The following is a 22,837-nucleotide window of genomic DNA, read 5'->3' as shown; positions in this document are numbered from 1 at the left end:
TTATTAGCACTCTCTACCGACGAGTGCTAATAATATAGGTTTGAACTTGGTTTTTCAAGTTCAATCAAAAAAGAGTTGTTGCGAGTTCATGAGCTGGCTTCGTGGCACGCCATCCTCCGGCAGCTGCACTTCACCATTCTCTGTGGCCGGCTTATGGGAAGACCGCCACCTCCAGGGCCGCGTCCTGCTGTGCGCAAAAATAAAAAAAAGGGCTCGTCCTGCGACGAACCCTTGTGTCACGCAGAAAATAGCAATTACTTCTTTTTCTTGCCGGATACGGCAGCCTTGAACCCGGCACCAGCGGAAAATTTGGGAACGGTGGTAGCTGGGATTTTGAGCGAAGCGCCGGTTTGAGGATTCTTGCCAACGCGTGCTGCGCGCTTGGCGGATTTGAAAGTACCAAAACCTACGAGGGTGACGTTATCCCCTTTGGATACAGCTTTGACAATTGCATTTATCACGGAGTCCAGCGCCTTGCCGGCAGCAGCTTTGCTAATATCAGCCTCCTTGGCGGCAATCTCAATCAGTTCCGCTTTATTCATCTCACTTCCTTTCCGGTTGGTGAAGGCCACATGGCCTAGAGCGGATTTTAACCACGTCTGGAGGGGAAAGGGCAAGCGTCATATGTGAAATTCCTTGCAGGGAGTGACTTTCCGTCAGTTTTATCAAAAAACCAAGCCAGTTTCCCGGAATGCTGCGGAACATCCTCTGGCAAGTTTTAATTTGCATTGACCGCTTCGGCGCATATGCCTATAATCCTGCCTCTCTCAGGCGCGGGGTGGAGCAGTCTGGCAGCTCGTCGGGCTCATAACCCGAAGGTCGCAGGTTCAAATCCTGCCCCCGCAACCAAGGAAGAAGCAGGCAGGCCAAGCGTTTACAGACGTTTGGCCTTTTTGTTTTCTGCTCGCAAAAGCAACCTGTGGCAGTTCTGTGACACTTCTGTGCCATATTTGTGCCAGTTGCTTGCAAATCGGATATTGGTAACCTCAGCATTTGCCCTTCGGGCATTTGACTTTCGGAAGTTTTCACCAAAGGTCATCAAGTGCCAGGGTAGCCCCGTACATCAACTGCCTGGATGCCTTTTGTTCGGCCGAAGCGGTCAGATCGACAAATGACAAATAAGTGCCTGATTGCCGCTATCCGACAAGCCGTCTGATGCGACGTTGGGCGTTCTGCATGGTTCAGGCCGCAAGTGCTCTTTGGAAATCCCTGATAAGCGGAAACCGTCGGAAGTAAGACGCCGGAACCATGCCGAAAAACCCCTCTTGGGCGACATGCATCAGGCCCGCATCCGGCATTTTTCCTCCGTGATTAGCCTCTGCTCTTTGTGGTGTATGAGCGCCACGAGGGCTCTCCCTGAAGAGGTGAGCGGCGCAACGAAGTCGGCTGCATTCCTCTATCACTTCACTTAGTCGATGTCATCGTATTTGGAGCAAGCCTGCTCGGTGCTCCAAGCGATACCAGCAATGCTGCAATCCTTGTTGCAGGTTCGGGTGTTGCGATGCTAATCCTTGATCTGTGGAGAAATCACTTACACCTGCGTCAAGTTGCGGGGTTGGCAGCTCTTGCGAGGATGGCGCTATTGCTTCTGATGACCTTTCATTAAGCATCCCGGCCGCTGTTGTTCTGGGCAATCGTAGCCTGGTCCGTTATGTTTTTCCCATGTCCCGTACAGCTTGCGCCATGCGATCATCATTGACCCTAAATAATAGTAGTAATGTTACTTGGCTGCTTTGGGGGCAGCGATTCCAAGCCATTCAAGGGCTTCGTCAAAATCGGTGGTTACAAAGAGATCCAAAGCGCGACTGACAGCCGCCGCCTCCGCAACCCCATGCGGAGATGCAAATGGTGGATTCCCAACGTAAGCGAACTTTACAGGCGGGAGCCCTTTGACTGCAAAGCTCGAATAGGCCAATGCAATGAACTTGCCGTACAGGAAAACATCAGTTGTCGGTGGTGAGCCACGAATCGAACGGTAGTCCACAAGAACTTTCGATTGGCCTTGTTCAAGGCAAGAATCAAGAATGCGTACGAAGAGGCGGTCCGCTTCAGGAAGTGTGAATACGCCGTCAACCATTGCGTAGAGATATGTCTTCCTTACTTCAAGTCTGAGGCTCAGGCTCATTGTTACCTTCTCCGTTGGGTAGCCAACGATTTCACTATAGTATGTGCGTTGGAATTTTTCTTCGGGGCTATGTGACAGGCCGGAGTGATACGGCTGAGCTCTCATAGGCTTCATAGCCTCAACTGAAGGCCAAAAAATCATTGTCGGGTACAGCTACGAAAGCACTTTGAAGAAAGGCAGTACACAACTTCGCTTACGCCCGACAATACGACTGGAGCTTGTCTCGTATTGCCGCGCTGCGTCGATAGTCGGCATAACAGCAACGGCAGGAAGAAGGGCACGGGGAACACCAAGAACGGTAACAAGTACATGTCCTGGGCATTCATGGAAGCCGCGCATTTCGCACTGCGCTATTGTGCCGAGGCGAAGCGATTCTACGAACGGAAGAAGGCGAGGACGAACAACGTGGTCGCGATCAAGGGCGCTGGCACAAAACCATGTCATTGGATCCTATCGTCATCATTGCTGCCGCACGCACGCCCTTGGGCGCGTTCCAGGGCAGCCTCAAGGACGCCATCGCGCCACAGCTTGGAGCGACGGTGATGGCCGCCGTCCTGAAACGCGCTAAGCTCGATCCGGCGTTGGTGTCCGAGGTGTACTATGGGCTGTGTGCTCACCGCCGGCCTGGGTCAGGCGCCGGCGCGACAGGCCGCGTTGGGCGGACATCTGCGTACCGGTCTGGAAGACACTTTTTATCTGCCCGATTGCAGTTAGGTCACATCGAACGGACCCTGATCGAGCAGATCGCGTCCTACGCACGCGAGGCCGGGCGCGATATTGCGAGTCCAGACGAATCGCGCGCTATGCTTCACCTGAGCAGAGGGACGCACCATGATCTTTGATGAGGGCACAAGCAAGCTTCAAGAAGACGTGAAAGGTATTGCTGGTCAAACAGCCCGTAGAACTCCCTGAAGTTACTACCGTTTCCTTGGACTCTACAACGTGCGTGGCTCGCTTAATGCGAGACTTTGCCACGATTCTCTAGATCGAATTGGTCCGATAAAACCGGTCAGGTCAGAATAAATAATCATTGCCAGCTGTCGTTACAAATAATCGGGTCAAAGATGACGCAAGCTGAACAGAACAAGGCATGCAAGAAATACTGTCTCGCCCACCATTAAGGCAACTGGGCGAAATCCCACAGTAAGAATGTCCTTCAGATGTGTCTTCATGCCTAGCGCACTGATGGCTATAACCAGGCACCAGCGGGACATTTCATTGCCAGCATTTTGTATCGGCGCAGCAATCCAACCGATACTGTTGATAGCAGCGAAGACGAGAAACCCTATGCCAAACCAGGGAAATAGGGGCGGGCGTTTCCCACCTTCGCCAGCGCCACGGGAGCGGGTGAATAAGGCTGTACAGAGTATGACTGGCAGCAACATGGCCACCCGCATCAACTTGATTACAGTAGCCGTATCGCCAGTCTTAGTAGACATGCTGTATCCAGCTCCAACCACCTGCGCAACATCATGTATCGTACCGCCGAGAAACATGCCAGCCTGAACAGGGTCAAGTTGCATTGTCTGGACAATCATCGGGTAGGCAATCATGGCAATAGTCGAGAGGGCGGATATTCCGATGACAGTGAATAGTGTGGCCTGCTCCTTGCGTGGATCACTGGGCAATGCGGCAGATAAAGCGAGCGCAGCAGACGCCCCGCAGATAGCCGTCGCACCACCGGTCAGCATGCCGAAGATAGCCTTGAAACCCAATACACGTGCAGCAAGAATCGATACCAGAATAGTAATGAGTACCGAAACCATCACCAGAATTATTGGCTCCCAGCCGAGGGCCGAGATCTGAGCAAAACTGATGCGGATGCCCAAGAGGGCAACGCCCACCCGCAACACTTCGCGCGCAGTGAACTCAATGCCGGGCTTGCATGTGCCCTCATCCGAGAGAAAATTAACAGCCATGCCCAGAAGCAAGGCGAACAGCATCACCGGCGCACGGTAATGTTCTGACAAGAAGCTTGCTGCGACAGCTACCACGGCGCTGATCGAAATGCCAGGTCCAAAGCGCCGGAGGTTTTCCTTGGTTGTCATGATCCAGTCAATGCTCACGCTTAGCCTCATTATGGCTTCGTTCCAAAAACCGTCGACATGCCTCCTGCAATGCCGGAGTTGACATTGAATCCAGCGCCGACAACATCAAGTCCCCCTATGCGTTGAAGGCGACCATGGCAACTTTAGAAATACACGTTTGTCTTTAAAGCACGCTTCATCTGATTTATCGTTATTTAGAAGCGAGGCTACGCTTTGGATAAGTTATCGTCTTGACAATACCAGTCACCAAGTTGACATTATGGGACAGGCAATAAGCATGGTAATTATTTGGTTTAATGGCGTTGTGCTATATTTATCAACCCCCTGTATCGCTTATCAGCGATTAGGGTGGAAGTCCGGCCTCATACATAGTGGCGACTCTTGGCTTATGTCGTCGCTAACCGCAGAAATTTTTCCTGCAGTTGATCCTTGCTCTCAAGATTGTTCGGATCAGAAACGATGGAATCCACAGGGCATACTTGTATGCATTGTGATTTATCGAAATGCCCGACACACTCGGTACATTTGGTTGGGTCGATTGCATACGCTTCTTCGCCCGCAGAGATCGCCCCGTTTGGACACTCCGGTACGCATGCGTCGCAACTGATACAGTCGGAATTGATCATCAATGCCATCTCACTACCCTCCTTCAGAATTGAAAAAATCAATTGGGATAAAACGTCGCCGATTTGCTCAAGGGATCGCAATCCTGCTTCAGTGCTATTGGTAAGGCACCAATTGGATCCTTTTAAACAATATTAGGCTTCTTGAAGCCTTGGGAATGTATGACTATTAAAGACATATTTTTGACATTTTGTGACGCAATGTCGCAAATCAAAATCATGGCAACTGGCTTTGCCCTAAAAGTATGCAATGCTTTATAGCAGTACTGTACCGGATGCTGGATTACACTTCATCACTACCATCTTTGCATCAGTCAGAAACTAACGCGACGGGACATTGTCAGATTTTTGATTTTGCCGCCAGCTTTTGGCTGTGCAACCAAAGCGGTGAGTAAACCAACGTGAAAAGGCTGATGGCTCTGAAAATCCAAGTAATTCCGCCAATTCTTTAATTGGCCGATGGTATTGCACCAGATACTTAATCGCCATATCGCTTCGAATGCTGTCTAAAATATCCGAGAAACTCTGTCCGTTTTTTTGCAGGTGACGATGCAAAGTTCGGCGATTTAGGCCAATGTGTCGCGAAACAATCTCAGTCGAGCATCGTCCGGTAGGCAAAAGTACCCAAACGAGTTCCCGCACTTTATCCGTTACGGAATGCGTGGGTTGTGTGTTTATGACATCCAGCAGTTTTTGCAAATAGCGTGCAGTTTCCGGATCATAATTGGGTAGTGGGTCATCCAGATTAGAGGCACGACAGATAATCCCGTCGATATTACTGTTGAACTGCAGGCGGCTATCAAATACCCGTCGATGTACGCTCATATCGTTGGGCGGAGGATGGCGAAAACACACGGCGCTGGGCCGCCATTCGTCGCCGAGCAGTACATGCAATGCTCGGTATAGAACGCCAAGCGATAGCTCAGTAGCTTGACGAATGGGTTCAGGACGGTCTGGCATCAATTCTTCACGGATGATCAGAATCCCATCATTTTCCTCGAAGAGAAATGACACCGCCTCAGCTTGCAAATGGCTGTAATTGCGTAGCGCTTCGAGCGCCTTGCGCATAGTTGATTGACTTCTGAGCACAACGGCGAGCGGCCCGAGATTGGACAGTTTTCGTCCCTCCGCCATGCGCAGGCCAAAATTTTCTACTCCCGCCGCCTGCGCGGAGTTTTCCATCAACTGAATAAATGCAGAAACCGGGATCTTGATGTCCGGATTAGTCAGACAGGCTGAATTGATGTTGACCCGTCGAAGCTGTTCCAGCGGAGAGATGTGCAATGCCTTCGCAACTTCCTCGTAGTTGGTGAGGCAGGCACTTCGATGTAGTTTCTTCAAGGCCATTGGCGGTTTTGAAGTTCAAACAAGAAACAATGATTTATATTATTACCGTATCACGAAATGTCAAGATAGTGTCCTGAATTGTCAAGCTTCCTTCCTCGGATAAAGCGCTTAATTTATCTGCGCTGAACCGATCCACTATTTCTATTAGGAGGAACTTGCTATATGAGCGAGCACTGTAGTTTCAAAATCGTTGACGTGATTCCGCATGAAAGACTTGCCGCAATGCAACCAGTGACAACTGTCGGGATCGATATTGGTTCCAGACAATCCAAAGCAGTCATGGTCAGTGGTGACTATATCCATACTGCCATCTGCGCCAGCGGTGTTCATCCAGCTCAAACGGCTGCCCGGTTGGTTGACAGATTACTGAAGACGGCACAACTGGAGATGAAGCACATCGCCCAGATATGCGGCACGGGCTATGGCCGGATTTCGATGAACTTCGATGAGATTCCAACCGAAATCATCACCGAAATTACCTGCCATGCCATGGGAGCACATCATCTCCATGCCGGCACGAGAACCATCATTGATATCGGCGGACAGGATTGCAAGGCCATCAAGGTCGATACCAAGAACGGCCGCGTAACCGAATTCGCGATGAACGACAAATGCGCGGCGGGCTCCGGTCGCTTTTTGGAAAAAACGGCTGAGATGCTTGGCTATGACTTGCTGGAACTGGGCGCCCGGTCCCTGGAGTCGAAGAAACAGCTCGAAATGAGCAGCCAGTGCGTTGTCTTTGCCGAGTCCGAAATAATTACGTTCAAGGCCCGTGGGGAAAGGCGCGAGGACATCGCGGCAGGGATCCATATGGCCATCGCCCGGCGCGTGTGCAACCTGATCAACCGCGTTGGACTCGACCCGGAACTGCTCTTTTCCGGCGGCGTCTCGAACAACATCGGCTTCAAAAACGCTCTGGAAACTTTGCTCAAGCGGCCGTTCATTACGCCACGGCTTAACGCCAGCTATTGCGGAGCTCTTGGCGCGGCCATGATCGCGCAACAAAAGGCCTGCGGTAACGCTGACCTGTCAGCGGAATCGACGGCATCACAGGTGGAGGTGGAGGCATGAATACTGAAAACGTGGTTAAAGGCAAGCGCTCGGAACTCAAGGGAGCGGAATTTGCTAATGTAGGTACCGACGTCACCATGACCGTAAACATCGAAGACGTCATTGATCCTATCCTGATCAAGGAAATCAGCGGCGTCACCGCGATGGGCGTCGATATCGGCTCGCGCAATGCCAAAGCGGTATTGCTGCATCAGGGAAAACTTCATACGGCGCTTCTGCCCACCGGCATCAATATGCAGGAGACGGCCCAGGAGCTGCTGGAAGAATTGTTCGGCACAGCCAACATCAAGCTGGAAGACATCGGCTTCATTGTCGGCACGGGCTACGGCCGGGTCTCTCTGAATTTCACTACGGTTCCGTGCGAGATCCTGACGGAAATCTCTTGTCATGCGATGGGTGCGCACTATCTGAATGCCGGCACGCGGACCATCGTCGATATCGGCGGACAGGATGCCAAGGCGATCCAGGTCGATCCCGCGACAGGCAAAGTGGTCAAGTTCAGAATGAACGACAAGTGCGCAGCGGGGACTGGACGCTTCCTCGAAAAGGCCGCCGCATTGCTGGACCTCGACATGTTTACCGTCGGGCCGGAGTCGCTGAAATCCACAAAAGACCTCGACGTCAGCAGCCAGTGCGTTGTTTTCGCCGAGTCGGAGGTGGTATCCCACCGTGCCAAGGGGGAACTGGAGGCAGATATCTCTGCTGGCGTGCATATGGCATCGGCCCGGCGCGTCACGACCTTGTTGCGTGTCATTCCGCTCGAATCCGACATCGTTTTCACCGGTGGGGTATCCAACAACGTCGGCATGCGGCATGCGCTGGAAAGATTGCTCGGCAAGACCATCGTCGTGCCGCACCTTGACATGGTTTACGCCGGTGCGCTGGGTGCCGCCGTCTATGCCCAACGCATGGCCATCGAGGCGCGCAGGCCAAAGACTTCCGAAGCGATGGCCAAGGCCGATCTGTCGGATCTGACGCGACGCATCGAAGATGCTGAACTGTCGCTGGTCGAGCGCAAGGATGTGAAGAAGGTCGGCTATCTTTGCACCTACACGCCGCATGAAATGTTTACCGCCGCCGGTGTCGCCTACGGACGACTCGACAAATGCGGCGCGCCGGAAGTGGTCAATGCGGGCGAGGTGATCACCAAGAGCGTTTTCTGCGACATGAGCAAGAGCGTTCTCGGCCACTTCAGGACCAAGGACCCGTTCTACGATGCCCTGGATCAAGTGGTCACCTTCTATACCTGCGACACGATGCGGGCGGTGTCCAATGCGATCGACAACTACTTTAAGCCGTCGCATGGCTACGTAGTGCCGCGGACCAGCGGCAAGAACAGTTCTCGCGATTTCTTCCGGCAGGAAATCATCAACTTCAAGAAGGATATGGAGAACCTGACGGGCAAGAAGATCGACGACGAACAGTTGCGCGAATCAATCAGGCTCCATGACAAGCTGCGCAAGATGATCCGCAAGATTTCCGAATTGCGCAAGCGCAATCGTCCGCCGCTGACTGGCAGCGATTTCCTGGAAATTACGCGTGCCTACCGTTCCATTCCCGCGCAGGAGCAACTCCCCGTCCTCGAAGAATTGTATGCGCGCCTGTCGGCCGTTCCGGACGATGACGTACCCCGTCTGCGCATCATGATCGCCGGCGGCATCATGGCCGATGGCGACCGCCGGGTAATGGACTTGCTGGAAAAGGATATCGGCGTCAATGTGGTCGTCGAAGATCATTGCACCGGGTTGAGCTCTTTCTACTACGATAGGGCGGAAACCGACGATCCTTATCGCGACCTCGCCAACGCCTATCTGGATCAGGCGCCTTGCGCGCGGCAGTCGCCCATTTCCAGACGCATTGAGTTTTCCGGAATGCTGGCCCAGGAGTACAAGGTCGATGCCGTCCTTTACTACTTCCTCAAGTTCTGCCCCTCTTTCTCCCAGACGAAGAGCCTCTTCATCCGCAAGTACCAGCAACTGCAACTGCCGACGCTGGAACTGGATACCGACTTTTCGCAAGGCGATACCGGCCAGATCAAGACCCGCCTCGAGGCATTCGTAGAAGTTCTCAAGGAATCCAAAGGAGCTAAAAAATTATGCGCGGCCTAAACGAAGTGCAGTCGTCAACCGAACAAAAGATCCACTTGATGAACAACAAAACCCTCCCGAACGGCGACGAGCCCGAGGGCGACTGGGAATCGCCGACCAACCAGATCGAATTCATCGAGCAAAGCCGGCACGACCATAAGTACTCCAAGGGCGTCAGCAAGCTGTTCGACTTTGCTTTGTCTTACATGGCGGACGCCGAGAAGGGCAACCAGAACGGCAAGCCGGCAGTCTGGTCGACCGGGCTGATGGAAGCTCCCTTGATATACGCCTGCGACATCGTTCCGATGGCGGTTTATGACTTGGGACGACTGGGTTCTGCGGAAGGGGCGGCGCAATTGTCGGAAGACCTTTTCGATATGCCCAAGGAAACCTGCTCCATGGTTTCGGCCCTGCTCGGCGAGTGGTACCAGCGCCGCAACAACTCGGTCAAGAAAGTGGTGGCCCTGAGTACGGTGTGTGAACCGCTCAACATGGCGTACGAGATGATCCGCGAATTCGGCTTCGACATACACCGGGTCGATCAGGTCATCAAGCCGATACAGGGCGGCGAAGAGCGACTGGAGCAGATGATCCAGTACCTGACCAGGGAACTGGCCGACGTAGCGGTCTTCCTGACTGGAAAGCCGCTGGATGAGGCCAAGATGGCCGTCGAAATCAAGCGCATGAACCGACTGATGGCCAAGTTCCGGGAGATCATCAAGCTGCGCGTGGCCAATCCGCTCTACATCAAGAGCCTGCCCATGCTGTTCCTGCTGATGGGATCAGGGCACTACTTCGGCAAGCCGGAGGCGTACGAAGTCCTGCTCGACGAGTTGATCGACGAACTGAAGAACGCGGAATACGTTCCCTCGCCCCTGGGCAAGATCGTTCCGCTGACCTGGGTTGGCGCACGCGGACTGGAGTTCGGCGTCTACAAGGCGGTCGACGATCTGGGCGGAGCGCTGCTCAGTTGGTTTACTCCCAACCCCTACGACCGTATCTGGCGCGAAGACATTCCTCCGCTAGAGGCGATGGCACGCTTCATTCTCGAGTACTTCGTCACGGGTTCGCCGGTCAACCAGATCAAGTACATCGAGAAGATGATCGAGGATTCGGGTTCGAAGGGAATGTTCTTCTATACGTACGTTGGCTGCCCCTATGGCGGTCTACACGTCGAACTGTTCCGCGACTATTTCCACAAGAAGGGCATCCCGAGTTCGGGTCTGGAAGGTAGCTGGCAAGTCGGGGCACCGTCCGGTCAGTTGATAACCCGTGTGCGAGCCTTCATTGAGATGCTGTCTTAGTACGGTATTCAGGCATGCCTTTGCCCTAACGCGTAAGTCATAGGGGGTTGAGCGATGTCGCTGCTCAACCCCCCATCGTTACAGAATGCTGAATCGATATTTCGAGGAGACGATCATGACGACAAAGAAGGATATCGACCGCGGCAATTCGCGCTGGAAGGTCAGCGCGCAGAACAGCATGCAACACAAGATGAAATTCACTGGTTTGGATGCGTACTACACCGGACGAGACAAGAAATGAAAAAATCTCAGTTGAAACGATGACTACCGGCTTCATACGCCGGTCCTGGGAGACGCCGACCATCGAACAGGCTGAAGCGATTGCCCGCAAACTCTCCCTAGCCGCAATTGGCGACCCGATCTATCCCAATCTGTTTTTCGCCGTTGAAATAAATGGAACCCTGCGCTGTCACTTTTTCGGTGGTATCCGAGAGCAGTCTCCCATGGCAGCGTAGATATACGCCGGTGTCCATTGACTGGCAGTCATCGGGCGAAGATTTTTTGATCAAAGAGATTCGCCTCGGCGAGGGTGTGATGAATGAAATAGAGCTTACCCCCCCCGGGCAAAATTGAACTAAGGAGATAGAAGTGAGCAACTTCATCGTTAGTAAAGTGGCGGTACTCGGCGCCGGCGTCATGGGCGCGCAGATCGCCGCTCATTGCGCGAATGCCGACGTGCCGGTGCTGCTGTTCGACCTCGCCGGCAAGGACGAGCCCAACGGCATTGTCAGGAAGGCGCTCGACGGCCTCAAGAAGCTGGAGCCTTCGCCGCTGGCGGCGAAGGACCGCGTCGCCTACATTGACGCTGCCAACTACGACCAGCACCTCGATCAGCTCAAGGGCTGCGACCTCATCATCGAGGCCATCGCCGAAAAGATGGAGTGGAAGGAAGACCTGTACCGCAAGATCGCGCCGCACGTCGCGCCGCACGCGATCATCGCATCCAACACCTCGGGTCTGTCGATCAACCATCTGGCCTCGGTGCTGCCCGAAGCTTTGCGCACGCGCTTCTGCGGCATCCACTTTTTCAACCCGCCGCGCTACATGCATCTGGTCGAACTCATCGCGACCAGGCAGACGGGAGCGGCGTTGCTCGACAACCTCGAATCCTGGCTGGTGACGCGCCTCGGCAAAGGCATCGTGCGCGCCAAGGACACGCCCAACTTCGTCGCCAACCGCGTCGGCGTGTTCTCGATTCTGGCCGTGATGCATCACACGCAGCGCCTGGGCCTGGGCTTCGACGAGGTCGATGCGTTGACCGGCCCGAAGATCGGTCGCCCCAAGAGCGCCACCTATCGCACCGCCGATGTGGTCGGTTTGGACACCATGGCGCACGTGATCAAGACCATGCAGGACACGCTGCCGAACGATCCCTGGCACGGCTACTACGCCGCGCCGGTGTGGCTGGCGGCCTTGATCGGCAAGGGCGCGCTGGGCCAGAAGACCAGGTGCGGCATTTTTCGCAAGGCGGGCAAGGAGATTCAGGTGCTCGACCTTGCGGTGCAGGACTATCGCGCTGCGACGGGCGCCGTCGCCCCCGAAGTCGACGCCATCCTGAAGATCAAAAACCCGGCCGAGAAGTTCGCTGCGCTGCGCGCCTCGCCGCATCCTCAGGCGCAGTTCATGTGGGCGATCTTCCGCGATGTGTTCCATTACTGTGCCTACCATCTGGCCGACATCGCCGACAACGCGCGCGATATCGACTTCGCCATGCGCTGGGGCTTCGGCTGGAGCCAGGGGCCGTTCGAGACCTGGCAGTCGGCTGGTTGGAAAGCCGTCGCCGCAGCGGTCAAAGCTGACATTGACGCCGGCAAGGCCATGTGCAACGCGCCGCTGCCGGACTGGGTGTTCGAGCTTGAGGGCGTGCATGCCGCAACGGGTTCGTACTCGGCGGCCGACAAGGTGCTGAAGGGCCGCTCCCAGCTACCCGTCTATCAACGCCAGATTTTCCCCGAGCAGGTTTTTGGCGCCGCGCAGATCGCACCCGCCAAGGCCGGCGAGACGCTGTTCGAGAACGCCGGCGTGCGCCTGTGGTGCCTGCCCGTGGTCGATGCCGGCATCGCCATTCTTTCCTTTAAAACCAGGATGCATACGCTGGGACGCGACGTCATCGTCGGCCTGCGCCAAGCCATCGCCTACGCCGAGCAGCACTGCCAGGGTGTCGTCATCTGGCACGAGGCTCCGTTCGCCGTCGGCGCCAACCTGCAGGAAATCGCCCAGGCCGTCGAGGCCGGCCAGTTCGATCTGCTCGACAAGTTCGTCGCCGAATTCCAGCAGGCGTCGATGACATTAAAATATGCCAAAGTGCCGGTCGTCGCTGCCGTCAGCGGCATGGCGCTGGGCGGCGGCTGCGAGTTCCCGATGCATTGCGCCCGCCGCGTGCTGGCGCTGGAGTCTTACATCGGCCTGGTCGAGGCCGGTGTCGGCCTGATCCCGGCGGGAGGCGGCTGCAAGGAATTCGCCCTGCGCGCCGCGCGCAATGCCGCCAGGACCGCGAACAACGTGCCCTTCGATTTCATCCAGCCGGTGTTCACTACCATCGCCATGGCCAACGTCTCGAAGAGCGCGTTGAATGCCCGCGAACTGGGCTTCGCCGATGAGGCCGACGTCGTGATCTTCAACCCGGACGAGCTGCTCTACGTCGCGTTGCATCAGGCGCGCGGACTGGCGGAGACCGGTTACCAGCCGCCGCTGCCGGCGCGCAACATCCCGGTCTGCGGCCGCACCGGCATCGCCACGCTGGAGATGATGTTGGTCAACATGAAGGAGGGCGGCATGATCTCCGCGCACGACTATGTCGTCGCCAAGGCTGCCGCCACGGCGCTGTGCGGCGGCGACATCGAGGCCGGCAGCCTGGTCGACGAGAACTGGCTGCTGACCGTGGAGCGCAAGCTCTTCATCGAGCTGCTGAAGAATGAAAAGACCCAAGCCCGCATCGTCCACATGCTGGAAACGGGAAAGCCGCTGCGCAACTGAGAAACGCAAAGGACATCGAAATGAGCAAACAGATTCAAGACGCCTACATCGTCGCCGCCACGCGCCTGCCGGTGGCCAAGCGCCGCGGCATGTTCAGGAACGTGCGTCCCGACGACATGCTGGCCCACGCCATCCGCTCCGTCATGGCGCAGGCGCCGGGACTCGATCCGGCGCTGATCGGCGATGTCATCGTCGGCTGCGCCATGCCGGAAGCCGAGCAGGGCATGAACGTCGCCCGCATCGGTCTCTTGCTGGCGGGCCTGCCCAATACCGTGCCGGGCATGACCATCAACCGCTTTTGCTCCTCGGGCGTGCAGGCCGTGGCCGACGCGGCGGCGCGCATCCGCCTCGGTGAAGCCGATGTCATGATCGCCGCCGGTACCGAGTCGATGACGGTGATGCCGCAGATGATGGGCAACAAGATCGCCATCAATCCGGCCTTCTTCGAGAAGGACGAGAACCTTGCCATCGCCTACGGCATGGGCCTTACCGCCGAGAAGGTGGCGCAGCAATGGAAAGTGACGCGCGACGAGCAGGATGCCTTCGCCGTGCACAGCCACCAGAAGGCGGTGGCCGCGATTGCCGCCGGCAAATTCAAGGCCGAGATTTCGCCTTACGCGTTTGCCGAGCACCTGCCCGACTTGAAGAGCGGCGCGGTGAAACTCAAGCAGCGCAGCGCCGACACCGACGAAGGCCCGCGCCCGGAGAGCAGCCTGGCCGATCTCGCCAAGCTGCGCCCAGTGTTTGCGGCCAGGGGCTCGGTGACGGCGGGCAACAGCTCGCAGATGTCGGACGGCGCGGCGGCGGTCTTGCTGGTCAGCGAAAAGATGTTGAAGCAGTTCAACCTGGCGCCGCTGGCACGCTTCGCCGGCTACGTGGTGGCCGGCGTGCCGCCCGAGATCATGGGCATCGGCCCGATCGAGGCGATTCCGCGTGCGCTCAAGCAGGCCGGCATTGCCAAGTCGGACCTCGACTGGATCGAGTTGAACGAAGCCTTCGCCGCGCAGGCGCTGGCGGTGATCAAGACGCTCGAACTCGACCCGGCCAAGGTGAACCCGCTCGGTGGCGCCATTGCGCTGGGCCACCCGCTCGGCGCCACCGGCGCGATACGCACCGCCACCGTCGTCCATGCGCTGCAACGCGAGAAGCTCAAGTACGGCATGGTGACGATGTGCATCGGCACCGGCATGGGCGCCGCGGGCGCGTTCGAAGTCTGCTGAGCGCGTATCGTGGCGACGAGGCGAGTCATTCCCATCACGCTGATCGGCGATGCTTTGCGTCCGTTCATCAACCCCGCGCATACGCAGCTCGAGCGCGCGGGCTTCATGCGCATGATGGTGCTGGGCGAGCCGCGCCTTTCCGAGATCGTCGAGAAATTCAAGATGCGCAGCTACGAGGTCGAGGTAGTGCCCTATGTGCCCGAAGGCGTCGACGATGAGACTGCGGCGCAGAATGAGCCGCTGCCGATATCCGGCACCGTCTACGTGCGCAAGCTTGAACTCATCAAGCCATGACTGCCTCCGCCACTGCCCTACCCGCTGAAGCTCCTGCCGCCGAGCGCCTCCCCGGCTATCTAGCCGTCTGGGCTTTCATCCTGGCCGAAATGCTGCTCTTCGCCGTTCTATTCGCTTCCTACGCCTTCACCCGGGTGGACAACGTGGAGATGTTCAACCTTTACCAGCAGACCCTGGACCGCAACGCCGGTGCCATCAACACCCTGCTACTGGTGACCGGGTCCTGGTTCGTGGTCTTGGCCGTCCAGGCGGCCCGTCGGGACGACAGCCGGGCCGCCAGCCGCAACATTGCCTTCGGCTTCCTCTGCGGTGCCGGCTTCCTGTCCATCAAGGTGTTCGAGTACGCCGCCAAGTTCGGCGAGGGGATTTCCCTCTCCACCAATACCTTCTACAGGTTTTACTTTGGACTGACCTTCTTCCACTTCATGCACGTCACCTTGGGCATGGTGATCCTCGCCATCCTGTGGGTTAAGACCCGCCAGGGTGCCTACGGCAGTCACGATGTCCACGGCCTGGAGAGCGGGGCCGCCTACTGGCATATGGTGGATCTGTTGTGGATCGTGCTGTTTCCCTTGGTTTATGTGATGCGATGAGTAGCTTTTTCGTGAATCCCGCCAACCGGGCCTGGCTCGTTCTCCTCGTCGCCACCGGCGCCACCTGGTGGCTCGGTGAAATGGGTGCCGCCGGCACCGGTGCCATCCTCGCCATGCTGGCTATCGCCTTCATCAAGGGCCGGCTGGTCATTCTGGATTTCATGGAATTGCGGGGCGCCCCCCTGATGTGGCGCCTTCTTCTCGAAGGCTGGCTCATCCTGGTAGGCGGCCTCATTCTTCTCGCCTACTGGATCAGCCTCAAATGACGGAACACGCGCTGCCCAAGCCGCCTGCGCATTGACTCCCCCCCCCGAGATGAGGGGGAACTACGCCCGACCTCGGGAATAAAGTAGACATCGTCTCAATCAGTATTCACGACCGCGACTGCGCGCACCGGGACCTGACTGGGGGGAGCAAATGATTAACGACAACCTAATCGAGGTGACGAGATGGTTTCAGAAAGCGCGACAAACAAGATCGAGATGTGGCTGGCCGGAAGTGGAATGTTCTGCATCGTCGGCTACGTGATCGGCTGGGGAATTCTGGGCATGTGTGCCGGGCCGTTCATGATCAGTCCCGCAGCGACTGCCCAGCAGCACTTTGACTTTTACCGGGATCACAGCACCCGCATCATGATCGGAATGACCATCGCCAGCTTCGATGCCGGCGTCTTCATGCTGTTTGTTTCCCAGATAGCCACGCAAATGAGGCGAAGGGAAAGGAATGGTCACCACGTGCTGTCGACGGTGCAGCTCGTCGGCGGTCTGCTGACGGCCTGGGTCGGGATGATGGCCGTCATGATGTGGTGCGCCCTGGCTGAGTTTTCCACTCAGTTGGATCCTGTCATGGTCAAGTTCTTTCACGTCATGACCTGGTATGTGTTCGATGGCACCTACTGGGTCACCATCGCCCAGTTTGGCGCCATTGGCCTGATGGGGCTATATGACAACGGCAAGGATCCGCTCATCCCGAAATCCACCGGTCTGATTGGTGTAATGCTCGCGTGCGGCTATGCCACCCTGGCGCTCATTCCGTTCGACCACACCTTCATCTTCTCGTATGACGGTCTTTGGAATTGGTATTTCGTCTGGATCACATTCTTCTGCTATCTCATGTGGGTGAGCCGGTTGTGTATCAAGGACCTCAAACGTACCCAGGTCAGCACCCAGACGGCCGGCGCCCATGCGCTGACTCACTAGGCAAACCTTCGACTGGGGAACTTGAATGATTAACCTGAAGACCGAACTGACGCTTCCGGCCGTGGGCTTGACCGGCTTCGAGGCACCGCTCAACGACATCGAACTGTCGATCCAGGACACCTTGCACAAGTTTGCCAAGGACGTGCTCCGGCCCGCCGGCCAGGAACTCGATAAGATGACCGCAGAGCAGGTGATTGCCCCCGGATCGCCCTACTACGAGGTTCTGGGCAAGGCCGCGCAACTCGGCCTCGATTCCAGCCTGCTGGCGCAAATGCCGCCGGAAACGGCCATTCGGGTCGAGTCGATCATCGGCGAGGAAATGGGCTGGGGCGACGCCGGCCTGGGTGTTTCGCTGGCCTGCGTCACCTTTCCGCTGGAAATGGCCAAGGCCGTCGGCAATCCCGAATTGGTCGACCTCTGCCGCGACAAGATCGGCTGCTGGATGAGCACCCAACCTGACAAGGGCAGCGATGTCCAGATATTCGACATGGCGCGCGAGTGGCCGGTCAAGGGCGGCCAGGGAAACAAGGGTAATGTTTGGGGAGCCGTGGGCAAGGATGAAATTGTCATTAACGGCCAATGTTCGGCCTGGGTCTCCAACGGCGTCATCGCGCAGGTGGCGCTGGCCTACATTGGCGCCGACTATGGCGACGGATTCTTCGACGCCAACGGCCGCCCGAACGGCGCGGTGCTGATCATCCCCCTCGATCTGCCCGGCGTCTCGAAGGGCAAGCCGCTGGACAAGATCGGGCAGCGCGCGCTGCCCCAAGGCGAGATCTATTTCGACAACGTCCGCGTTCCCAAGCGTTTCGCGATTGCGCTCAAGGACGAGTTTTACGGCAATTTGTCTTCGGTGTGGGCCTTCGCGGGTTGCCACATGGGCCAGATATTTACCGGGGTGGCACGCGCCGCCTTCGAGATGGCGCTGCAATATTGCCACGAGCGCAAGCAGGGCGGCCAATTGCTGATCGATCACCAGCTCACGCGCTGGCGGCTGGGCGACATGCTGCGTCGGGTCGAACTCTGCCGCGCCGTCGCCCGCCGTTCGCTCACTTATGCCCGCCTCACGCCGGCCGGACACCCCTATGCGACGGCTTCGTCCAAGGTCACGGTGACCGAGGAAGCGATGAAGATCACCACCGAGGCGATGCAGCTCTTCGGCGGCAATGGCACCTCGCGCGAGTACCCGATCGAAAAGCTGTTCCGCGATGTGCGCTCCGCGCAGATCGAAGACGGCGAAAACTATATCCTGACCATGCGCCTGGGCCTGCTCGCGCAGCAGCTCTACGCGGATGGCTGGTCGAACAACTAAAGGGATTCAGAAAATGGCCAAGCATTCCGTCGTCGTCTATGGTGCCAGTGGCTACACCGGCATGCTCATCATGGACTGGTTGATCGACCAGAACATCCCCTTCACGGCCGTCGCGCGCAACGCCCAGCGCACGCGCGAGATGATGGCCCAGCGCGTCGTGCGCCTGGAATCGGCGGTCTACGAGATCGTCGAGGCGACGCACGACGTCGAATCGCTGGCGCGGGCGTTCCAAGGCGCAAAGATCGTCTGCAATACGGTGGGGCCCTTCGTCAACTTCGGTCTGACGACCGTCGAGGCGACGCTCCGCGCGGGCTGCCATTACCTCGACACCACGGGAGAGCAGAGCTTCATACGGGCGGCCCGCGAGCGCTTCGGTGAATTGTTCCGGCAGGCTGGCCTGCTGCTCGCGCCGTCGACGGCCTATATGTACACGTTCGCCGAGATCGCCGCCGAACTGGCCCTGGAGACGCCCGGGGTCGATGCGCTCGAGACCGCCACGCTTTGCCGCGGACCGCGCAGCGCCGGGTCCGGGGTCACGGTGGGTTCGACCGCATCGATCTTCGAGATCTTTCGCCATGAGGCCTGCTATCTCTGGGAGAAGAAGCTGGTTCCGCATGCGGCCAATGCCTCGTACAGCGTCGCCGTGCCGGATCTCCTGCAACCCGTGTTCACGATCCCCTGGGGCGGCACCTCGCTGCCGGTCCTCTACCAGAACGATCCGCGCGTGAACAGTTGCATCTCCAGCGTCGGTTTCTACGACAACGAGGTGATGAAGTTCGTGCATGCCGTGGGCCAGAAGTGGGAGAGCGAATACAAGGATCTGTCCAAGGAGGCGCAAGACCAAGTGGTCAAGGGTCTCGTCGACTCGACGACGCCCTCCATGCCGCCGCGCGAGCGCACCACCCTGACACGCACGGTCGACGTTGCGATCGGCCGTGGGCAGCTCGCCGCGACGCGCGCGACGGTACGCGGCGTCACGCCCTACATCTCGACCGGCGCGCTGCAGACGGCTGCCGTGATGAAGCTGCTCGACGGCGAGACCGCGAGAGTCGGCTTTGCCTCGGCCTGCAAGGCCTTCGGCCACCGCTATCTGCTCGGTTTCCTGGAGCAGCGCGGACTGGCGCGCGCCAGCGTCGCCGCGCTCTGAGGGGCTGATCATGGCGATCATCGACTTCTTCGACCGCGGCTGGCGTATCAACCCCGAAGGTGCGGCCTACATCCAGGGAGACCGCAGCTACAGATTCGACGAGGTCGGGCGGCTGAGCTGCCGCATCGCGCGCGCGCTGCTGGCAGCCGGTTTCGGGCGCGGCGGCAAGGGCGCTGTCTGGGCCGGCAACGACGCCACCGCGTGGACCTGCGCGCTCGGGTTGTGGCGGGCCAATATGGCCTGGATTCCGGTGGGCGCGCGCAATGCCGCCGACGAGAATCGCCACGTCCTCGATACCTTCGACTGCGAAGTGCTGTTCTTCCAGAAGGAGTTTGAGGCATCGATCGCGGCCTTGCGGCCGCGGTTGCCAAAGATCAAGCGCTACGTCTGCATAGATGGCGAAGCGGAGGGCGCCGTCTTGCTGGCGGCCTGGGTCGCTGGCCACGCCGATACCGGTCCGTGCATTTCGGTCGATCTTGACGATGTGGTCGCGATCTCGCCCACCGGCGGCACCACGGGGCTGCCCAAAGGGGTGATGAACACCCACCGCAGCATCCAGACCTTCGTCGCCCATTTCATGATCGCCTGCAGCTATGGAGCGCCGGATCGTCCGGTCAACCTGGCGGCGGCGCCGATGACGCACACCGCGGGCCTGCTGTCGCTGCCGTGCACCGCTCGTGGCGGCGCGGTCGTCATTCTTCCCAAGCCCGATCCGGCGCTGATGCTGGCGGCGATTCCTCAACACCGGGTGACGGAATTCTTCCTGCCGCCGACGGTGATCTACCGTCTGCTCGATATCCCCGACCTGAACAAGACGGTCGACTTCTCGTCGCTGAAGTATTTCCTCTACGGCGCGGCGCCGATGTCGGTCGACAAGCTCAAGCGCGCGATCGAGGTCTTCGGACCGGTGATGATGGGCGGCTACGGCCAGACCGAAGCTCCGGGCGCTATCGCTTACCTGCGTCCCGACGAGCATTTCGACGCCGGCGCGGTGGCCAGCGACGAGCGGCTGTCGTCGGTGGGACGGCCCAATCCGCTGATCCGGGTCGAGATCCTCGACGACGACAATCGCGTCCTGCCCCAGGGCGAAACGGGCGAGATCTGCGTCCGTGGCGATCTGGTGATGAAGGGCTATTACAAGGACCCGGCCAAGACCGCGGAAACGATTGTCGACGGCTGGCTGCATACCGGCGACGTCGGCCACTTGGACGCCGGCGGCCACCTCCACATCACCGATCGCAAGAAGGACATGATCATCAGCGGCGGCTTCAACGTCTACCCCAGCGAAGTCGAGCAGGTGATCTGGGCCCATCCGGCGGTGCGCGACTGCGCCGTGATCGGCATCCCCGACGAGAAGTGGGGAGAGGCGGTGAAGGCGGTGGTCGAGTTGAACGCCGACCAAAGCGTGAGCGGCGAGGAACTGATCGCCCTGTGCAAGCAGAAGCTGGGCTCGGTCAAGGCGCCCAAGACGGTCGACTTCGCCGCGCTGCCGCGCAGCCCGGTCGGCAAGGTATTGAAGAAGGACTTGCGCGTCGAGTACTGGCGCGCCACCGAGCGGAAGATCTAGCACCATGACGCGGCTCTACATCGCCGGCATCGCCATGACGGTCTTTGGCCGCCACCCGGAGCGCAGCCTGCACGACCTGGCGGGCGAAGCGCTCGCCGGCGCGCTCAAGGACGCCGGCTGCGGCGCTGCCGACATCGGTGCCGCCTACTACTCGGGCATGACCAACGGCCCACTGCAAGGCCAGATCTCGGTGCCAGGCCAAGTGATCTTCAGCAAGATCGGGATCGAGAGCATCCCGGTATTCAACGTCGAGAACGCCTGCGCCTCGGGCAGCAGCGCGTTTCATCTCGCGCTGCAGAGCCTGAAGGCGGGCGCTACCGACGTGGCGCTGGCGATCGGCGCCGAAAAGATGAACATCCCAGACAAGGCCCGCGCGATGGCGCTGTTCGAGGGCGGCTGGGACGTTTCGCGCGTCGAAGAAAACTACGCGACCCTGATCCGGATGGGCGAGGGCATCACGCCGCCACCGGGGTCGGAATCGACCCGGCCCTACAGCCGTTTCATGTCCATCTACGCCGCCATGTGCCGCTGGCACATGCGGACCTACGGTACCACGCAACGGCAGATCGCCGCCGTCTGCGCCAAGAACCATGGTCACTCGGTGCACAACCCCTACTCGCAGTTCCGCCAGCCCTTCACCATTGACGAAGTGCTGGCGGCGCCGCCGATCACCTATCCGATCACGCTGCCGATGTGCGCGCCGCTGTCCGACGGCGCCGCTGCCGCCATCGTCTGCACCGAGCAAGGGCTGAAGCGGATCGGCGCCGATCGTCGCCGCGCGATCGAGGTTGCTGCCAGCGTGATCCGCAGTTTCAGCCACCGTGGCATCGACGAGCCGGAACGCGCCATCGGCCGCCTGGCGGCGCTGCAGGCCTACGAGATCGCCGGCATCGGTCCCGGCGACATCGACGTCGCCGAAGTCCACGACGCCTCGGCGATGGGCGAGATCATCCAGGCGGAAAACCTCGGCTTGGTCGCCTTGGGCGAGGGCGGCCCGGCTGCCGAGCGCGGTGAATTCACCATCAGCGGCCGAATCCCGATCAACCCCTCGGGCGGCCTCGAATCCAAGGGTCATCCGCTGGGCGCCACCGGCATCGGCCAGCTCTACGAACTGGTGACCCAGTTGCGCAGCGAGGCTGGTGCGCGCCAGGTCGATGGCGCCCGCCATGCCATGCAGGAGAACGGCGGCGGCCTCCAGGGCGTCGAAGAAGCCGCGTTGGCGATCCATATCCTGAGGCGTTGAGCGGGAGATGGCAGAGCTATATCTCGTCAGGCATGGTCAGGCAAGTTTCGGAGCAGCCGATTATGACCAGCTTTCATTATTGGGGCAGCAGCAGGGACAACTGCTCGGGGAATACTTTGCTGAACGAAAGATAGTCTTCGACCACGTATTGCTCGGGACGATGAATCGGCACCGGCAAACGGTGGAGGCAATATTCCAAGGCTCAACTGAAGTGGCCAGCGTCAAGGAACATCCGGGACTCAACGAGTACGACTTCGTCGCGCTGATTGACTGCCTGGGTGAGGAGCACCATGAATTGAAGCTCCAGGCAAAGAATAGCAAGAAGGACTTCTACCGGGTCTTAAGACAAGTATTGCTGTTATGGATGGAAGATCGCATCGACGGACCGATCCCTGAGACATGGTCGGAGTTTCAGCAGCGGGTGGCTGATGCCAGGAGCTATATCCAGGGACTAAAAGGGCAAAGGATATTGGCAGTCAGTTCGGGGGGGGCCATAGCCACAGTGGCGCAGCAGACGCTCGGCGCTCCCAAGGCAACAGTCATATCGCTCAACTTTCAAATCAACAACTGCAGTTTCTGCCGCTATTTCTTCAATGCTGATTCATTTCATCTGGCGACGTTCAACAGTATTCCGTATTTCGACAGAGCAGACCGTTCCAATTTCATTACCTATGGGTAGTC

22 protein-coding genes and 1 tRNA gene are annotated in these 22,837 nt (G+C 58.4%); 18 read left to right on the top strand and 5 right to left on the bottom strand.

Annotated features, from left to right (window positions below; all coding sequences use genetic code 11):
• Window positions 1-254: 254 nt before the first annotated feature.
• Window positions 255-542, bottom strand: a complete 288-nt coding sequence (locus tag K5E80_RS07900; RefSeq protein WP_220635638.1) for an HU family DNA-binding protein — start codon at window positions 540-542, stop codon at window positions 255-257.
• A 230-nt stretch (window positions 543-772) separates the two neighbouring features.
• Here K5E80_RS07900 and K5E80_RS07895 point away from each other — a divergent pair.
• Window positions 773-849, top strand: a tRNA-Met gene (locus tag K5E80_RS07895).
• A gap of 871 nt (window positions 850-1,720) precedes the next feature.
• On the opposite strand, the gene K5E80_RS07890 is transcribed toward K5E80_RS07895, so the two are convergent.
• Window positions 1,721-2,125: a SpoIIAA family protein gene (locus K5E80_RS07890; RefSeq protein WP_220635637.1), complete on the bottom strand. Its 405-nt coding sequence runs from the start codon at window positions 2,123-2,125 to the stop codon at window positions 1,721-1,723.
• Window positions 2,126-2,562: 437 nt separating this feature from the next.
• Here K5E80_RS07890 and K5E80_RS07885 point away from each other — a divergent pair, with 437 nt between their 5' ends.
• Window positions 2,563-2,967 carry a thiolase family protein gene (locus K5E80_RS07885; RefSeq protein ID WP_246590912.1) on the top strand — a complete coding sequence of 135 codons (405 nt, stop codon included), beginning with the start codon at window positions 2,563-2,565 and terminating at the stop codon, window positions 2,965-2,967.
• 216 nt (window positions 2,968-3,183) lie between these two features.
• Here K5E80_RS07885 and K5E80_RS07880 read toward each other — a convergent pair whose 3' ends face one another.
• The 3 genes from K5E80_RS07880 to K5E80_RS07870 form a co-directional block, all read right to left on the bottom strand.
• On the bottom strand, window positions 3,184-4,191 hold the full coding sequence (locus K5E80_RS07880; RefSeq protein WP_220635636.1) for a YeiH family protein: 1,008 nt from the start codon (window positions 4,189-4,191) through the stop codon (window positions 3,184-3,186).
• A gap of 368 nt (window positions 4,192-4,559) precedes the next feature.
• Window positions 4,560-4,799, bottom strand: coding sequence for a YfhL family 4Fe-4S dicluster ferredoxin (locus tag K5E80_RS07875; RefSeq protein WP_343213262.1), 240 nt, complete (start codon window positions 4,797-4,799; stop codon window positions 4,560-4,562).
• Between the two features lie 318 nt (window positions 4,800-5,117).
• On the bottom strand, window positions 5,118-6,143 hold the full coding sequence (locus K5E80_RS07870; RefSeq protein WP_220635634.1) for an AraC family transcriptional regulator: 1,026 nt from the start codon (window positions 6,141-6,143) through the stop codon (window positions 5,118-5,120).
• Between the two features lie 162 nt (window positions 6,144-6,305).
• Between K5E80_RS07870 and K5E80_RS07865 the strand changes: the two genes are divergently transcribed.
• From K5E80_RS07865 to K5E80_RS07795, 16 genes are all read left to right on the top strand, one after another.
• Entirely contained in the window at window positions 6,306-7,214 is a 909-nt protein-coding gene (locus K5E80_RS07865) for an acyl-CoA dehydratase activase (RefSeq protein WP_220635633.1), read from the top strand.
• Window positions 7,211-9,322, top strand: a complete 2,112-nt coding sequence (locus tag K5E80_RS07860) for a 2-hydroxyacyl-CoA dehydratase (protein ID WP_220635632.1) — start codon at window positions 7,211-7,213, stop codon at window positions 9,320-9,322. Before K5E80_RS07865 ends, K5E80_RS07860 begins: the two co-directional genes overlap by 4 nt.
• A gap of 38 nt (window positions 9,323-9,360) precedes the next feature.
• Complete coding sequence (locus K5E80_RS07855; RefSeq protein WP_220635631.1) at window positions 9,361-10,605, top strand: 2-hydroxyacyl-CoA dehydratase family protein; 1,245 nt, start codon at window positions 9,361-9,363, stop codon at window positions 10,603-10,605.
• Between the two features lie 115 nt (window positions 10,606-10,720).
• Window positions 10,721-10,846: a hypothetical protein gene (locus K5E80_RS16935; protein WP_281420211.1), complete on the top strand. Its 126-nt coding sequence runs from the start codon at window positions 10,721-10,723 to the stop codon at window positions 10,844-10,846.
• 19 nt (window positions 10,847-10,865) lie between these two features.
• Window positions 10,866-11,060 (top strand): hypothetical protein, encoded by a 195-nt coding sequence (locus K5E80_RS07850; protein WP_220635630.1) that lies wholly within the window; start codon window positions 10,866-10,868, stop codon window positions 11,058-11,060.
• Window positions 11,061-11,193: 133 nt separating this feature from the next.
• Window positions 11,194-13,581 carry a 3-hydroxyacyl-CoA dehydrogenase/enoyl-CoA hydratase family protein gene (locus K5E80_RS07845; RefSeq protein WP_220635629.1) on the top strand — a complete coding sequence of 796 codons (2,388 nt, stop codon included), beginning with the start codon at window positions 11,194-11,196 and terminating at the stop codon, window positions 13,579-13,581.
• Window positions 13,582-13,601: 20 nt separating this feature from the next.
• Window positions 13,602-14,801 (top strand): acetyl-CoA C-acyltransferase, encoded by a 1,200-nt coding sequence (locus tag K5E80_RS07840; protein ID WP_220635628.1) that lies wholly within the window; start codon window positions 13,602-13,604, stop codon window positions 14,799-14,801.
• A 9-nt stretch (window positions 14,802-14,810) separates the two neighbouring features.
• Window positions 14,811-15,095, top strand: a complete 285-nt coding sequence (locus K5E80_RS07835) for a hypothetical protein (RefSeq protein WP_220635627.1) — start codon at window positions 14,811-14,813, stop codon at window positions 15,093-15,095.
• Complete coding sequence (locus tag K5E80_RS07830; RefSeq protein ID WP_220635626.1) at window positions 15,092-15,688, top strand: cytochrome c oxidase subunit 3 family protein; 597 nt, start codon at window positions 15,092-15,094, stop codon at window positions 15,686-15,688. The genes K5E80_RS07835 and K5E80_RS07830 overlap by 4 nt, the downstream gene beginning before the upstream one ends.
• The gene (locus tag K5E80_RS07825) at window positions 15,685-15,954 is read left to right on the top strand and encodes a cytochrome C oxidase subunit IV family protein (protein WP_220635625.1); all 270 of its coding nucleotides are present in this window, start codon (window positions 15,685-15,687) and stop codon (window positions 15,952-15,954) included. Before K5E80_RS07830 ends, K5E80_RS07825 begins: the two co-directional genes overlap by 4 nt.
• Before the next feature lie 183 nt (window positions 15,955-16,137).
• The gene (locus K5E80_RS07820; RefSeq protein WP_220635624.1) at window positions 16,138-16,887 is read left to right on the top strand and encodes a hypothetical protein; all 750 of its coding nucleotides are present in this window, start codon (window positions 16,138-16,140) and stop codon (window positions 16,885-16,887) included.
• A gap of 25 nt (window positions 16,888-16,912) precedes the next feature.
• Window positions 16,913-18,199, top strand: a complete 1,287-nt coding sequence (locus K5E80_RS07815) for an acyl-CoA dehydrogenase family protein (protein WP_220635623.1) — start codon at window positions 16,913-16,915, stop codon at window positions 18,197-18,199.
• Window positions 18,200-18,212: 13 nt separating this feature from the next.
• On the top strand, window positions 18,213-19,346 hold the full coding sequence (locus K5E80_RS07810; protein ID WP_220635622.1) for a saccharopine dehydrogenase family protein: 1,134 nt from the start codon (window positions 18,213-18,215) through the stop codon (window positions 19,344-19,346).
• Window positions 19,347-19,356: 10 nt separating this feature from the next.
• Window positions 19,357-20,913, top strand: coding sequence for an AMP-binding protein (locus K5E80_RS07805; RefSeq protein WP_220635621.1), 1,557 nt, complete (start codon window positions 19,357-19,359; stop codon window positions 20,911-20,913).
• Between the two features lie 4 nt (window positions 20,914-20,917).
• Complete coding sequence (locus K5E80_RS07800; protein WP_220635620.1) at window positions 20,918-22,156, top strand: thiolase family protein; 1,239 nt, start codon at window positions 20,918-20,920, stop codon at window positions 22,154-22,156.
• A gap of 7 nt (window positions 22,157-22,163) precedes the next feature.
• Complete coding sequence (locus K5E80_RS07795) at window positions 22,164-22,835, top strand: histidine phosphatase family protein (RefSeq protein WP_220635619.1); 672 nt, start codon at window positions 22,164-22,166, stop codon at window positions 22,833-22,835.
• Window positions 22,836-22,837 lie beyond the last annotated feature (2 nt).

This window comes from Georgfuchsia toluolica (assembly GCF_907163265.1).
GTDB lineage: Bacteria > Pseudomonadota > Gammaproteobacteria > Burkholderiales > Rhodocyclaceae > Georgfuchsia > Georgfuchsia toluolica.
Note: the sequence above shows the minus strand (reverse complement) of the source record. Positions and strands in the feature narration are given on the sequence as shown.

What these genes read in the sequence shown, in the direction of transcription:
- K5E80_RS07900 (WP_220635638.1), bottom strand. Translation starts at nt 542, where the DNA reads ATGAATAAAGCGGAACTGATTGAGATTGCCGCCAAGGAGGCTGATATT.
- K5E80_RS07890 (WP_220635637.1), bottom strand. Translation starts at nt 2,125, where the DNA reads ATGAGCCTGAGCCTCAGACTTGAAGTAAGGAAGACATATCTCTACGCA.
- K5E80_RS07885 (WP_246590912.1), top strand. Translation starts at nt 2,563, where the DNA reads ATGTCATTGGATCCTATCGTCATCATTGCTGCCGCACGCACGCCCTTG.
- K5E80_RS07875 (WP_343213262.1), bottom strand. Translation starts at nt 4,799, where the DNA reads ATGATCAATTCCGACTGTATCAGTTGCGACGCATGCGTACCGGAGTGT.
- K5E80_RS07870 (WP_220635634.1), bottom strand. Translation starts at nt 6,143, where the DNA reads ATGGCCTTGAAGAAACTACATCGAAGTGCCTGCCTCACCAACTACGAG.
- K5E80_RS07865 (WP_220635633.1), top strand. Translation starts at nt 6,306, where the DNA reads ATGAGCGAGCACTGTAGTTTCAAAATCGTTGACGTGATTCCGCATGAA.
- K5E80_RS07860 (WP_220635632.1), top strand. Translation starts at nt 7,211, where the DNA reads ATGAATACTGAAAACGTGGTTAAAGGCAAGCGCTCGGAACTCAAGGGA.
- K5E80_RS07855 (WP_220635631.1), top strand. Translation starts at nt 9,361, where the DNA reads ATGAACAACAAAACCCTCCCGAACGGCGACGAGCCCGAGGGCGACTGG.
- K5E80_RS16935 (WP_281420211.1), top strand. Translation starts at nt 10,721, where the DNA reads ATGACGACAAAGAAGGATATCGACCGCGGCAATTCGCGCTGGAAGGTC.
- K5E80_RS07850 (WP_220635630.1), top strand. Translation starts at nt 10,866, where the DNA reads ATGACTACCGGCTTCATACGCCGGTCCTGGGAGACGCCGACCATCGAA.
- K5E80_RS07840 (WP_220635628.1), top strand. Translation starts at nt 13,602, where the DNA reads ATGAGCAAACAGATTCAAGACGCCTACATCGTCGCCGCCACGCGCCTG.
- K5E80_RS07830 (WP_220635626.1), top strand. Translation starts at nt 15,092, where the DNA reads ATGACTGCCTCCGCCACTGCCCTACCCGCTGAAGCTCCTGCCGCCGAG.
- K5E80_RS07825 (WP_220635625.1), top strand. Translation starts at nt 15,685, where the DNA reads ATGAGTAGCTTTTTCGTGAATCCCGCCAACCGGGCCTGGCTCGTTCTC.
- K5E80_RS07820 (WP_220635624.1), top strand. Translation starts at nt 16,138, where the DNA reads ATGGTTTCAGAAAGCGCGACAAACAAGATCGAGATGTGGCTGGCCGGA.
- K5E80_RS07815 (WP_220635623.1), top strand. Translation starts at nt 16,913, where the DNA reads ATGATTAACCTGAAGACCGAACTGACGCTTCCGGCCGTGGGCTTGACC.
- K5E80_RS07810 (WP_220635622.1), top strand. Translation starts at nt 18,213, where the DNA reads ATGGCCAAGCATTCCGTCGTCGTCTATGGTGCCAGTGGCTACACCGGC.
- K5E80_RS07805 (WP_220635621.1), top strand. Translation starts at nt 19,357, where the DNA reads ATGGCGATCATCGACTTCTTCGACCGCGGCTGGCGTATCAACCCCGAA.
- K5E80_RS07800 (WP_220635620.1), top strand. Translation starts at nt 20,918, where the DNA reads ATGACGCGGCTCTACATCGCCGGCATCGCCATGACGGTCTTTGGCCGC.
- K5E80_RS07795 (WP_220635619.1), top strand. Translation starts at nt 22,164, where the DNA reads ATGGCAGAGCTATATCTCGTCAGGCATGGTCAGGCAAGTTTCGGAGCA.